The organism is Methylobacterium sp. E-005, from assembly GCF_022829725.1.
Classification (GTDB): domain Bacteria; phylum Pseudomonadota; class Alphaproteobacteria; order Rhizobiales; family Beijerinckiaceae; genus Methylobacterium.
In genome coordinates this window covers 38,040-50,789 of record NZ_JAKSYG010000026.1, presented here as the reverse complement: position 1 = coordinate 50,789, position 12,750 = coordinate 38,040, and the positions used below count along the sequence as shown (strand labels likewise).

The following is a 12,750-nucleotide window of genomic DNA, read 5'->3' as shown; positions in this document are numbered from 1 at the left end:
TTTCCCGACTCACCCGATACAGGACTACCGGAACCGATGGGCGCGCTGACGCTGTCCCCCAACATCACGACCTGGGCGATCACCGCCCTCGCGACGCTCGGCGTCATCCTGCGGCCGTTCTCGTGGCCGGAGGCGATCTGGGCCGTGCTCGGCGCTGGCGCCCTCGTCGCCCTCGGGCTGCTCGCCCCCGCCACCGCCTGGGAGGGCGTCCTCAAGGGCACCGACGTCTACCTGTTCCTCGTCGGCATGATGCTGATGTCGGAGGTCGCCCGGAAGGAGGGCCTGTTCGACTGGCTGGCCTCGATCGCGGTGCGTGCCGCCAAGGGCTCGGCGACCCGGCTGTTCACCCTGGTCTACCTCGTGGGCACCGTCGTCACGGTGTTCCTGTCGAACGACGCCTGCGCGGTGGTGCTGACGCCCGCCGTCTACGCCGCCACCAAGGCCGCCAAGGTCGAGAATCCGCTCCCCTACCTGTTCGTCTGCGCCTTCATCGCCAACGCGGCGAGCTTCGTGCTGCCGATCTCGAACCCCGCCAACCTCGTGGTCTTCGCCGATCACATGCCGCCGCTCATGCGCTGGCTCGGCCTGTTCGCGCTGCCCTCGGTTCTCGCCATCGCGACGACCTACGCGGTGCTGCGCCTGACCCAGGCCAAGACGCTGCGCGGCCAGAGCGTGGCGACCGATGTCGAGGCCGTATCGCTCTCGCGCACCGGCCTCGTGGCGGGGATCGGCATCGTGGCGACCGGCGGCGTGCTGATCGGCGCCTCGGCGCTCGGCCTCGATCTCGGCCTGCCGACCTTCGTGGCGGGCTTGGCCACCACCGTGGTCGTGCTGCTGCTCAAGCGCGGCGGCCTCGTGGAGGTCGCCAAGGACGTGTCGTGGAGCGTGCTGCCGCTGGTGGCCGGCCTGTTCGTGCTGGTGGAGGCCCTGGAGAAGACCGGCGTCCTCGCCATGCTGGCGGATCTGCTCAAGGGCTACGCCCACGCCGCCCCGGAGGCCACCGCCTGGGGGGCGGGGGGGCTGATCGCGGTTTTGTGCAACCTCGTCAACAACCTGCCGGCCGGCCTCATCGCGGGCGCCGCCGTCCACACCGCCCAGGTGCCCGAGAAGGTCGCGGGCGCGATCCTGATCGGCGTCGATCTGGGCCCGAACCTCTCGGTGACGGGCTCGCTGGCGACCATCCTCTGGCTCACCGCCATCCGCCGCGAGGGCCAGGATGTCGGCGCCTGGACCTTCCTGAAGCTCGGCCTGCTGGTGATGCCATCGGCCCTCGTGCTGGCTCTGGCCGGCCTGCTGCTCATCTGAACCCCGAACCCAAGGTCTGCGCGCGTGACGGCTGCCCTCCTGTATCCCTTCATCCTGGTGGCCGGCGCGCTGCAGGCCATCGGCAACGCCATGAACGCGCAGCTGCGCGGCAAGCTGGTCAATCCCTGGCTCGCCGCGACGGTGTCGTTCCTGCCGATCGTCTTCGTGTTCGCGACCCTGTTCTTCACGATGCCGACGCCGCTGCCGAACCTCGCCTCCCTGAGCAAGATGCCCTGGTACGCCCCGCTCGGGGGTGTGGCCGGCGCGGTGGCGGTGTTCGGCGGCCTCGCCTTCATCGACAAGGTCGGCGCCGGGCCGTTCAACGGCCTGACGCTGACCGCCAACATCCTCACCTCGCTGGCGATGGACGCGTTCGGCCTGTTCGGCCTGCAGGCGTCGGGCTTCAAGCCGATGGCCTGGCTCGGCGGCCTGCTGATGGCGGTGGGCGTGACCTTCATCGCCCGCTCGGGCGGCAAGAGCGAGGGCGGCGAGAAGGGAGTCGGCGGCAAGCTGCTCTACCCGTTCATCCTGGTGGCCGGCGCCCTCATGGCGGTCGGCGTGGTGTGGAACGCGCAGCTGCGCGGCGCCCTGGAGAATCCCTGGCTCGCCGCCACGGTGTCGTTCATCCCGGTCGTGTTCGTGTTCGCCCTGGTGTTCCTGCTGCGCCCCTCGCCGCTGCCGAGCCGGCAGGACGTCGCGGGGGTCCGCTGGTGGATGCCGCTCGCCGGCATCACCGGCGCGGTGGCGGTGTTCGCCGGGCTGCTGTTCGTCGACAAGGTCGGGGCCGGGGCCTTCAACGGCCTCCTGATCACCGCCAACCTGATCACCTCGGTGGCGCTCGATCATTTCGGCTGGTTCGGCATGAAGCAGGTGAAGGCCGGCGCGCCGCGCCTGATCGGTGCCGCCCTGATGGTCGGTGGGATCGTCCTGATCTCGCTGTTCTGAGCGGCCGGGATGTGGGCTGTCCCCGCTTGGTTGCTGCGCCGCGAGGTCCTGCTCCTGGCCGGCGCAGCCCTCCTGGGCGCCGGCGGGGTGGCGGCGTGGTATCTCCTCCAGGCGACGGTGCTCACCATCGCGGTCGCCCCCCGGGACGGCACCGAGCCGGAGCTGATCAAGGCCTATGCCGACGCGCTGGATGCCGGCCATGAGAGCATACGCCTGAAGATCCTCCCCTTCGACGACGTGCGCGAGAGCGCCGCCGCCCTGCAAGACGGCCGGGCCGACCTCGCGGTGGTCCGCCCCGACGTGCTCCTGCCCACCAACGGGCTGACCCTGGCGATCCTGCGCGATCAGGCGATGATCATCGCCTCGCCGGAACAGGCCGGCATCACGGGTTTTCCGAAGCTCGCCGGCAAGCGGCTCGGCATCGCGGCCCACCGGGATGCCGACCTCGGTTTGCTGCGCAACATCCTGGGCTATTACGGCCTTATCCTGGATGAGGCGGCCGGCCCCGTACGGGATTCCACGGTCCTGCTGGTCCCGGTCGATCAGGAGGCGGTGGCGGGAGCCTTCCGCGAGAAGCGGATTGACGCCTTCGTCAGCATCATCGCGCCCTCGGCGCCCAAGGCGCTCGCCCTGGTGGGAGCCGTGCGGGGGCTCGCCCGCGGCGGCAAGGTCGCGTTCGTCACGGTCGAGGACGACGACGCGGTGATCGAGCGCTTCCCGCGGCTCCAGGCGGTGACGATCCCGGGGGGCCTGTTCGGCGGCCGGCCGAAACTGCCGGCCGAGGACGTGAAGACCGTGGGCGCCTCGTACCGGCTGATGGCCCGGGCCTCCCTGAGCCGCGTGGTGGTGGCCGACGTGACCCGGCAGCTCTTCGAGAAGCGCACCGCCGCCGCGCAAGCGACGGACGCCGCCGAGTACGTCCAGGCCCCGGCCTACGACACCACGGTGGCGGCAACCAGCGCCCGCATCCCGATCCATCCCGGGGCCATCGACTATTACGAGCGCGACCAGCACGGCTTCATCGAGCGCTACGGCGACACGCTCTACCTCCTCGGCGCGCTGGCGGGCGGCCTCGTCTCGGTGCTGGCCTGGATCCGGCAGCGGCTCGCGAGCCTGCGCCGGGAGCGGATCGACGAGATCATCGACCGGCTCCTGGAGATCGCCGGTCAGGCGCGGGCTGTGCGCGACCCGGCGGCGATCGAGGCGCTGACCGTCGAGGTCGACGCGCTCGCCATGGACGTGGTCCGCTACACCCGGGAGCGGGCGCCCGATCCGCCGGTCCTGTCCGCGGTCTCGGTCGCCATCGACACGGCCCGGGCCACCATCGCGGATTGCCGGACCCGGCCCGACGAGGCCGGGGGACGGATCGGGCGATCCGTGCGGCTGCACGGTTCCGGCGGGGCCTGAAGACCGGTCGCGGGACCGTCCCGAGAAGAGATTCGCGCGTTTCCGGGCCCCGGGCAGGCGCCTGAGAAGAAGGTGTTTGCGTCCGCGTCGGAACAGAGAACAAGAGTCTCCGCGCGCGCGGAAATTCGAAAGACGGGTCCATTGCCGACGGGCGGGTCCGGGGCGACATGTCTACCATGCGCACGTGTTCCGAAATCCGGCCGACAGCCTTCGATCCGTTCGGTGAGCCCGTCACGGACGGGGTTGCCCGTGCCTGCCCGGAGGTCACCGGCGACCGGACGGCCCGGCGGGTCGGCGGTGCCGTGTTCTGGACGCTTGCCCTGGTGATCCTGGCCGGGCGCATCTACGCTTACGACATGCCGGCGGTGCAGGATGTCGCCACCCACGCGGCGCAGATGCTGGCCCTGCGCTGAGGGCGGCGACCAAATCTCCCGATCGCGCGATTGCGAGCCCTGCAGGCCTAAGCTGATTTCACCTTCCCGAAGCGTTTGAGCAGACGCTCGCGCTTCAGGCGTGACAGACGGTCGATCCAGAAGACGCCGTCGAGCTGATCGATCTCATGCTGGATGACCGCGGCCTCAAAACCCTCCGCCGTCGTCTCGTGCTCCGCGCCCTCGAGGTCGCGATAGCCGAACCGCACCTGGGCCGGTCGGGTGATCCGTTCCCGCACCCCAGGCATGCTGACGCTGCCCTCCTCATGGGTCGCCGTGTCGGGCGACACCCAGAGCAGAACGGGGTTCACGTAGACGCGCCGCTCCGTCTCGGGGGACATCCGGATCACCACCACCCGTGCGGGCACGCCGATATGCGGGGCTGTCAGGCCGATGGCGCTGACCTCCAGGAGCGTGTCCCAGACATCGGCCGCGAGCGCCGACAGGTCCGGCCCGAACGCCGCGATCGGGGCGGCCGGATGCGCGAGGCGCGGATCCGGGTACAGGACGAGGGGGCGGGCCGGCATGGTCGGTTCACCTGGGATGGTGTGGCTGCGGCCTCCCTGTATCGCGACACGGCGATCGGGCAATCCGTGGGCTGCCCTGTGCCGACGCCGGACCGCCTCCGAAAGTGTGCGCCCGGTGCCCTGTGCCCCCGATGGCAATCGGGAGACCGCCCCCGGGTCCCTCTCGAATCAGCCAAGCTGCCTCAAAAACGCACGGGCCTTGCATCAGGCAGGCTGGCGCCGTGGGCGTTCGATGGGAGTGCGTCGCTTGGTCCGGACCGTCTGCCCGCACGATTGCCCCTCTGCCTGCAGCCTCGACGTGCAGGTGGCGGACGGCCGCGTCGTCTCGGTCCGCGGGGGCGACAATCCCTACACGGCCGGGGTGATCTGCGCGAAGGTCAGCCGCTACGGCGAGCGTGTTCACCACCCGGACCGGCTCCTGCATCCGCTGGAACACGTCGGCCCCAAGGGCAGCGGCGAATGGCGCCGGATCTCCTGGGACGCGGCCCTCGATCGGTTGGCAGGAGCCTTCGCCGAGGCGGCGCAGAACGGGGGCCCGGAGGCGGTCTGGCCGTACAATTCCGGCGGCACCATGGGGCTGGTCCAGCGCGACGGCATCCATCGCCTGACCCATGTGATGGGCTATTCGCGGCGCAAGCGCACCATCTGCACGGCGATCGCCATCGCGGGCTGGAGCGCCGGGACTGGCCGGATTGCCGGCCCGGATCCCCGCGAGATGGCGCTCTCCGACCTGATCGTCGTCTGGGGCGGCAACCCGGTGAGCACCCAGGTCAACGCGATGACCCATATCAGCCGCGCCCGGAAGAATCGGGGCGCCAAGCTGGTGGTGATCGATCCCTACCGCACCGGCACCGCGGCAGCCGCCGACCTCCACCTCGCCCCCCGACCGGGCACCGACGGGGCGCTGGCCTGCGCGGTGCTCCACATCCTGTTCCGCGACGGCCACGCCGACCGCGCCTACCTCGCCGCCCATGCGGAGGATACCGCGGCTTTGGAGGCGCATCTGGCGTCGCGCACCCCCGAATGGGCGGCGGCGATCACCGGCCTCGATCCGGCCGAGATCGAAGCCTTCGCGGCGCTCTACGGCCGGACGCCGCGCAGCTACATCCGCTGCGGCTTCGGCTTCACCCGGAGCCGCAACGGCGCCGTGAATCTCCACGCGGTGACCTGCCTGCCGACCGTCACCGGCGCGTGGCAGCACGAAGGCGGCGGCGCCCTCTGGCAGCAGGCCGCGATCTTCAACTGGGACAAGACCCTGACCGAGGGGCTCGACGCCAAGGCGCCGGGCGTGCGCGAACTCGACATGAGCCGGCTCGGCGCCATCCTCGCCGACGATCCCGACGCCCTGCAGGGCGGGCCACCGGTGCGCGCCCTGCTGATCCAGTCGGCCAATCCCGCGGTCTCGGCCCCCGACAGCGCCCGGGTGCGCGCCGGGCTCGCGCGGCCGGACGTGTTCGTGGCCGTGCATGAGCAGTTCATGACCGAGACCGCGGCCCTCGCCGATCTCGTCCTGCCGGCCACCACCTTCCTGGAGCACGACGACATCTACGGGGCCGGCGGTCACACGCACATCCAGGTGGGGCCGGCGATCCTGCCGCCGCCGGGGGAGTGCCGCTCGAACCACGCGCTGCTGTCGGCCCTGGCCGACCGCCTCGGGGCGGACCATGCGGGCTTCCACATGAGTGCCCGGGAACTGGCGGACGCCACCCTGGCCCGCTCGGGCTGGGGCGGGCTCGACCGGCTGGAGGCGGCGGGCTGGATCGACGCGCAGCCGGACTTCGCCGAGAGCCACTTCCTCAACGGGTTCGGCCATCCGGACGGGCGGTTCCGCTTCGCCCCCGACTGGGCGGCGCTCGGCCCCCGGGCGGCCGGGATGCCGGCCCTGCCCGATCACTGGCCGGTGGCCGAGCCCGCCGACGCGGATCACCCGTTCCGGATGATCGCGCCGCCGGCCCGCCAGTTCCTCAACACGACCTTCACCAACCAGCCCGAGTCGCTCCGCCGGGAGGGGCGGCCGACCTGCCTGCTGCATCCGGAGGACGGCGCGCGGCTCGGGATCGAAACGGGCGACGTTGTCGACCTCGGCAATGCCCGCGGCCAAGTACGCCTGCACGCCCGCCTCGCCGAGGGGCAGCAGCCGGGCGTCGTCGTGGTCGAGAGCCTGTGGCCGAGCGCATCCTTCGCGGATGGCGGCGGGATCAACACGCTGATCGGCTCCACCCCGGCAGCGCCCAACGACGGCGCCGCCTTCCACGATACGGCGGTGTGGGTGCGGGCGGCCTGAGCCGACCCGATCGTCCTCCGCCGAATGCCGGTCCCGAAACGCAGGCTGCGACGGGCGCACTCAGCCCGTCGAACGCGACCGGGCTGCACCCGAAGGTGCAACCCGAAGGATCGCGGTGATCGCGCGCCTCACGCCGCCAGGGGCAGCCCCTCTTCGGTATCGGCTTCGGTCACCATGAACTGCGCCCGGGCGAGCTCGGCGAAGCGGCCGCCCTCGGCCACCAGCGCGTCGAAGGTGCCGGCCTCGACGATCCGGCCCTCGTGGAACACCAGGATCCGGTCGGCGTCGCGGATCGTGGCGAGGCGGTGGGCGATCACGAAGGTGGTCCGCCCCTCCATCACCGCCTCCAGCGCGCCCTGGAGCTTGCGCTCGGTGGCGGCGTCGAGCGCCGAGGTCGCCTCGTCGAGGATCAGGATCGGCGGGTTCTTCAGGAGCGCCCGGGCGATCGAGAGCCGCTGGCGCTCGCCCCCCGAGAGCGACCGGCCGCGCTCGCCGATCACCGTGTCGAGCCCGTTCGGCTGACGCGCCAGGAAGGCGCTGGCCTGGGCCCGCTCCAGGGCGTCGAGCATCTCGGCATCCGTCGCGTCGGGGCGGCCGACCTGCAGGTTCTCGCGGATCGAGCGGGCGAACAGCATCGGCTCCTGGAACACCACGCCGATGTTGTGGCGCAGGCTCGCAAGACCGATGTCGCGGACATCCATGTCGTCGATGCGGATCGCCCCGGAGGCCGGATCGAAGCTGCGGTGCAGGAGGCCCAGCGTCGTCGACTTGCCCGAGCCGGTGGTGCCCACCAGCGCGATCGTCTCGCCGGGCCGCGCCGTGAACGAGACGCCGTCGAGTGCCTGCCGCTTGCCGTCATACGAGAAGGTCACGTCGTCGAAGGTCACCGCGCCCTCGAACCGTGCCACCTGCCGGGCATGCGGCCGGTCGGCCACCGCCGGCACGGTGTCGTAGATCTCGAAGAACTCGGCGATCTTCGGCGCCTGCTGAAACAGACCGTTAACGAAGCCGACCACATGGTCGAGCCGCGCCACGAAGGCGGTGGCGAGGCTCATGAAGGCCACGACCTCGCCCACCGTGGTGGTGCCGGCCTGATAGAGCCAGATGCCGGTGACGAAGATCGCCGTCATGGTGATGGTCGCGGACGCCCGGGTCGCCACGTTGGCCAGCGCCCACCAGGACAGGACCGGGATCTGCGCCGCGAGCAGGTTGGTGATGATGCCGCGCATCGCGTCCTTCTCGGCCTTGGCGCGGGTGAAGGACTGGATCACCGCGACGTTGCCGAGCGCATCCGAAGCGTGGGCCGCGAGGCCCGAATTGAATTCCTCGACCTGCCCCTGGAGCGTCTCGGTCCGGCGCATCACGAAGGTGGTGAGCGCCGTGAAGGCCAGCACCAGCACCACCAGGATCGAGCCGAGTTGCCAGTTGATGAACAGGGTCATCGGCAGGAGCACGCCGAGCGAGACCAGGGCGACGAGGTGGTCGCGGAAGAAGCCGAGCCACAGCCACGCCATGCCGTTCGTGCCCTCCAGCATCGCCTTCAGCACCCGGCCCGAATGGTTGGCCGAGTGGAAGGCGAGCGGCAGGTCGAGGACGTGCTCGAAGTAGCTCGCCATTGAGGACAGGCGGTTGCGGTGGGCCAGCCGGTCGGCGTGGAGCGCGATGAACACCCCCGCCGCGATGGTGAAGAAGCCGAACGCGACCCAGGCGGCGAGCAGGGGCAGCATCGTAGCCATCGCGTTGCCGCCGCGCTGGAGATGGGTCAGCTGGTCGATGATCCGGCCCATCAGCAAGGGTTCGGCGAAGGCCGCGATCGCCAGCACGACGTTGGTCGCCGCCAAGCCGACCGCCAGCCGCCGCTCCGCCTTCAGGAACCCCAGGACCCGCCCGTAGAGACGAACCATCGTACCGCTCCGCCACCCCTGGCGCGGCCCGTGTGACCCGGGTCCTGCGCCATCTCTTAACGAGGCTCGGCCGGCCGACCGTGTCGCTGGTCCTGCCGCCAAACCCCTCGTACGACAGGTGTATGCCAGCTTCTGCCTGAACGGGCGATGACGGGACGACACAGACTGGAAACAGGCGCCTTTACTGTTCGTTCAGTAAGGTTACCAACCCTGTGGGCTGCCCGGCGGGCTTCGGATCCGGCGCCCGATTTCCCTGGACGATCCGGCATCGGGCGCCCGCCCCAGGGATCTCGCAACCGCACCCGGGCTACCCTCGGGTCGATCGTGCGCGAGGGCGGCGCCGACGCGTCCGAACCGAGCCGATGTCCCCAGACACCCCTACCGGCCGGCCAACCGGTGGGTGACGGTGACGCTGCTCAAGGCAGCGCCGCCCCGGGACCGGACGTGGAGGGGCTGCCGCAGGAGGCCCGCCCTACTTGGCGGTGAGCAGCGCCCAGTAGACCTTGTACTTCGAACCCGGCGCGTAGGCGGTGGCAATCCCCATCTTGGTGGCCTTCGGGTCGAGCATCGTGGCGTCGTGCGGCGCGCTCTCGCGCCAGCCGGAGAAGGCCTCGGCCAGGGTGTGGTAGCCCGCCGAGAGATTGGCGTTCACGTCCGCGTAGCCGAGCCGCTCCACCGCGGCCTTGACGGTCTGCGCCTTGCTCGGCCGGTCGGCCAGCGCCATCGACGCCGCCTCGGCCTCGGCCAGCCGCTGCAATTCCGGATCGACGGTGAGCGGCGCCGCGCCGCGGTTGCGGCGGTAGGACGAGATCATGTCGCGGGCCGCCTCCACGTCGATATGGGCGCTGTTGTTGGCGAGCGGCAGGTAGATGCTCGGCAGCGCCGAGGAGGCCGGCGCCTGGGCGGCGCAGGAGCCGAGAAGCGCCAGCACGGGCAGGCAGGCCATCCGCCGCAGGGTCCGTCTCACGCTTCGTCCGCCCACGTTCTCAAGGTCCCTGCTGCGGCAACCGGTTCGGATGCCTCAGCCATATAGGCAGGGTCTGGCGAATCCGCACCCGCCGCGTCAGCCGCCAGCGCTCCGCAAGCCGCGACCCTGCTGCGTCCGGGCCCCCTCCCCGGCCTCGGCGGCGGGTGCTGCGGCCGGCGCCGCCAGCCCGAACCGGCTGGCGATCTCGCCCATGGCGCTCTGCATCGTGTCCAGCCCCTGCACGGTCACGATGCTGGAGCCGGGGCCGAGCGGCGGGATGAAGCCCGCCTCCACCAGGGTCGAGAACACGGAGAAATTCAGGTCGGTCAGCACCTTCTGTCCGAGGCTGACGTCGGTGATCCAGACGAGCAATTCGAATTCGAGGAACGGATCGCCGATCTTCTTGAACACCACCCGGGGCGCCGGCTCCCGCAGCACGTCGGGATGGGCCGTCGCGCAGGACGTGATCATCTCGGCGGCCCGGACCGGATCCTGGTTGCGCAGGACGCTGACCGTGATGCTCACCCGGCCGGAGCGGTCGCCCCGCACCCGGTTCTTCACCACGCCGGAGATCAGGTTGGAGTTCGGCACGATCACGGCCGAGCGGTCGAAGGTCTGGATCTCGGTGGAGCGGACCGAGATCCGCTTCACGATGCCCTCGGAATCGCCGATCACCACCTGATCGCCGACCCGGATCGGCCGCTCCCACAGGAGCAGCAGGCCCGAGACGAAGTTGTTGACGATCGACTGCAGGCCGAAACCGATACCGACCGACAGGGCGCCCGCCACCAGGGTGAGCTTCTCGAGGCTCAGGCCGAGATACGAGAAGGCCAGCGCCAGCGCGAGCAGGAAGCCGCAATAGCCCGCCACCGTGGTGATCGAGTTGCGCAGGCCCGCATCGAGGTCGGTCGCCGGCAGGTAGGTGTTCTCCAGCCAGCGCTGCACGCCCTTGGTGATGAACACGCCGACCACCAGGATGCCGATCCCCAGCACGATGCTCGACAGCGAGATCGTGACGTCGCCGACCTTGAAGCCGAAAAAGGCCTGCCGGACCGACGAGACGATGTCGGTCGAATCGAGCCCCCAGGGCGCCAGGATGAGGACCGCCGCCGCCAGGAACAGCACGACCCGGGCCGCGCCGGTCGCCAGGACCGAGATCTGGTTCAGGGAGCGCTTGCGCAGGCCGGTATTGGCCTGGAGCGCCGTGGCGAGCCGCGTCTCGTCGCTGAGCGCCTTGCCGATGAAGATGTCGACGCTCTGCACCAGCAGGTAGAGCAGCACCAGGATGCAGGCGACCCAGATCAGCTGGTCGATCAGGAAGGTCGCGAAGGCGACGTAGCCGACCAGCGCGCCGAGCCCGATCACGCCGACCGCGGCCCAGCCGAGGAGCCGGGCCGGGCCGCCGATGCCCGTGGTGGTCTTGGTCGGCACGTAGGGGCCGAAGCAGGCCTCCTCCTCCTGCTCGGTATCGGCGAAGCGGTGCAGGCCGATCGCCAGGATCAGGGCGGTCGCCACCGCGCCGAGGCCCCGCGTGGCGATGGAGATCGGCAGGGCCGCCGAGATCCCGGAATTCAGGGCCTCCACGGACTTCACCACGGTCACCACCGTGGCGATGCCGACCGCCAGCCGCGTCAGGCGGGTGGCCGCCGCGTCGCCCACGGGGGCGGGACGCCACGCCGGCTTCTCGGGGCTGAGCAGCCCGTCGCAGAGCGCCTCCACGAAGGCGATGAAGGCGAGCCCGCCGGAGATCGCGGCCGCCACCGGCAGGAGCCGGGACGGCAGGAGGTTGGTGGCGTCGAGGGCGTAGTAGACCGCGTAGGAACCCGCCACCGCCGGCACCGTCCCGAGCAGGATCACCCGCCAGGCGGCGAGCAGCCGCGCCCGCCGCGACGGATCGGTCTTGCCCAGGTCCCGGTGGGCGCCCCGGGGCGCGATGTTGCGCCGCCCGAAATACAGCGCCACCGAGATCCCGAAGGCGAGCCCCAGGAACAGCAGGTTGCCGAGGCTGCCGTTGCGGCCGAACAGCAGGCCGATGTCAGAGACGGCACTCTGAAGCGCACGCGTGTCCCGGGGGATGTCGGCCATCACCTTGGCCCAGAGGCCCGGTCCGATCAGCGGCTGGGAGCGCTGGAGCAGGTCGCGGGTGAAGGATTCGCGGCGGCGGTTCGAGACGCGATCGACGATCTGGTCGCCCTGCACCACCAGGGAGCGGGCGAGCCGCTGGGTCTCGTCGATCCGGGTGACGGCGGCCTCGCGCTCGGCGCGCTGCTGGGCAACCTCCGGGCTTTCCTGGGTGTCCTTGGGCTTCGGCCCGAGCTGCGTGAGCCGCTCCCGGGCGGCCTCAAGGGGCGCGTCGAGCCGCGTGACCAGGCCGCGGATCTCGTCGGTGACCGTGGCGGCGCTGTCGCGGATGGCGGTGAGGTCGGCCACCGTCAGGTCGGTATGCCCGAGCTGCTTCTCGCGGGCGTCGAGCTCGACCTTGGCGGCATCGAGCTTCGCCCGCACAGCCTTGAACTGCTCCGGGAGTTCCGTCTGCACCGGGGCGGGCTTCGCCTCCGTGGGTTTGGCATCGGCCGGCTTGGCATCGGCAGCAGGCTTGGCGTCGGCCGCAGGCTTGGCCTCCGTCGGCTTGCCGGCCGGCGCGTGGGCGGGGGCCTGCGCGGGTCCTTGAGCCGGCGCCTGGGCGGAGGCCGGCAAGGAGGCGGCCGGGGTGAGGCCCAGCATCAGGGTGGCCCAGTAGGCTGCGAAGCGGGCGGGCCGGCGGAACGGGCGTGCGTCGCCATCCGGCCTGGGGGTACGCGCTGGCGTACGAATCATGGGCGACCTCTCGTCGGGCGCGCCGGACGCGCGGTCGGCTTCCGGCATCGGCGAATCGGCGGCGATAGGGGACCGGGCGGGCCTCCTGGCGACCCGGCGCTCTGGGGGAGCAATGGGGCGAAACCGTGCCCCTGCCCATCCGGGCCGGATCCGATCGCACCGC

The 12,750-nt window shown here is 71.1% G+C and carries 9 protein-coding genes; 5 read left to right on the top strand and 4 right to left on the bottom strand.

Features of this window, described 5'->3' with window-relative positions; all coding sequences use genetic code 11:
* The first annotated feature begins 36 nt into the window (after positions 1-36).
* The 4 genes from MKK88_RS01690 to MKK88_RS01675 all read left to right on the top strand — a co-directional run bounded on the left by MKK88_RS01690 (position 37) and on the right by MKK88_RS01675 (position 4,070).
* Positions 37-1,305: an arsenic transporter gene (locus tag MKK88_RS01690; protein WP_243996858.1), complete on the top strand. Its 1,269-nt coding sequence runs from the start codon at positions 37-39 to the stop codon at positions 1,303-1,305.
* A gap of 24 nt (positions 1,306-1,329) precedes the next feature.
* On the top strand, positions 1,330-2,250 hold the full coding sequence (locus MKK88_RS01685; RefSeq protein WP_243996857.1) for a DMT family transporter: 921 nt from the start codon (positions 1,330-1,332) through the stop codon (positions 2,248-2,250).
* A 9-nt stretch (positions 2,251-2,259) separates the two neighbouring features.
* A complete protein-coding gene (locus MKK88_RS01680) occupies positions 2,260-3,657 on the top strand; it encodes a TAXI family TRAP transporter solute-binding subunit (protein WP_243996856.1) in 1,398 nt (465 codons plus the stop codon).
* Between the two features lie 176 nt (positions 3,658-3,833).
* Positions 3,834-4,070 carry a hypothetical protein gene (locus tag MKK88_RS01675; protein ID WP_243996855.1) on the top strand — a complete coding sequence of 79 codons (237 nt, stop codon included), beginning with the start codon at positions 3,834-3,836 and terminating at the stop codon, positions 4,068-4,070.
* Between the two features lie 47 nt (positions 4,071-4,117).
* Here MKK88_RS01675 and MKK88_RS01670 read toward each other — a convergent pair whose 3' ends face one another.
* Positions 4,118-4,615: a peptide deformylase gene (locus MKK88_RS01670; protein WP_243996854.1), complete on the bottom strand. Its 498-nt coding sequence runs from the start codon at positions 4,613-4,615 to the stop codon at positions 4,118-4,120.
* 247 nt (positions 4,616-4,862) lie between these two features.
* Here MKK88_RS01670 and MKK88_RS01665 point away from each other — a divergent pair, with 247 nt between their 5' ends.
* Positions 4,863-6,899 (top strand): molybdopterin-dependent oxidoreductase, encoded by a 2,037-nt coding sequence (locus tag MKK88_RS01665; protein WP_243996853.1) that lies wholly within the window; start codon positions 4,863-4,865, stop codon positions 6,897-6,899.
* A gap of 128 nt (positions 6,900-7,027) precedes the next feature.
* Here the strand turns inward: MKK88_RS01665 and MKK88_RS01660 are convergent, their stop codons facing one another.
* The 3 genes from MKK88_RS01660 to MKK88_RS01650 form a co-directional block, all read right to left on the bottom strand.
* A complete protein-coding gene (locus MKK88_RS01660; protein WP_243996852.1) occupies positions 7,028-8,803 on the bottom strand; it encodes a glucan ABC transporter ATP-binding protein/ permease in 1,776 nt (591 codons plus the stop codon).
* Positions 8,804-9,275: 472 nt separating this feature from the next.
* Entirely contained in the window at positions 9,276-9,749 is a 474-nt protein-coding gene (locus MKK88_RS01655; RefSeq protein ID WP_243996884.1) for a CAP domain-containing protein, read from the bottom strand.
* 117 nt (positions 9,750-9,866) lie between these two features.
* Complete coding sequence (locus MKK88_RS01650) at positions 9,867-12,587, bottom strand: DUF3772 domain-containing protein (RefSeq protein WP_243996851.1); 2,721 nt, start codon at positions 12,585-12,587, stop codon at positions 9,867-9,869.
* Positions 12,588-12,750 lie beyond the last annotated feature (163 nt).

Bases quoted from the DNA above. Each gene is read 5' to 3' on its own strand.
- MKK88_RS01690 (WP_243996858.1), top strand. From the start codon at position 37: ATGGGCGCGCTGACGCTGTCCCCCAACATCACGACCTGGGCGATCACC.
- MKK88_RS01680 (WP_243996856.1), top strand. From the start codon at position 2,260: ATGTGGGCTGTCCCCGCTTGGTTGCTGCGCCGCGAGGTCCTGCTCCTG.
- MKK88_RS01675 (WP_243996855.1), top strand. From the start codon at position 3,834: ATGCGCACGTGTTCCGAAATCCGGCCGACAGCCTTCGATCCGTTCGGT.
- MKK88_RS01670 (WP_243996854.1), bottom strand. From the start codon at position 4,615: ATGCCGGCCCGCCCCCTCGTCCTGTACCCGGATCCGCGCCTCGCGCAT.
- MKK88_RS01660 (WP_243996852.1), bottom strand. From the start codon at position 8,803: ATGGTTCGTCTCTACGGGCGGGTCCTGGGGTTCCTGAAGGCGGAGCGG.
- MKK88_RS01655 (WP_243996884.1), bottom strand. From the start codon at position 9,749: ATGGCCTGCCTGCCCGTGCTGGCGCTTCTCGGCTCCTGCGCCGCCCAG.
- MKK88_RS01650 (WP_243996851.1), bottom strand. From the start codon at position 12,587: ATGATTCGTACGCCAGCGCGTACCCCCAGGCCGGATGGCGACGCACGC.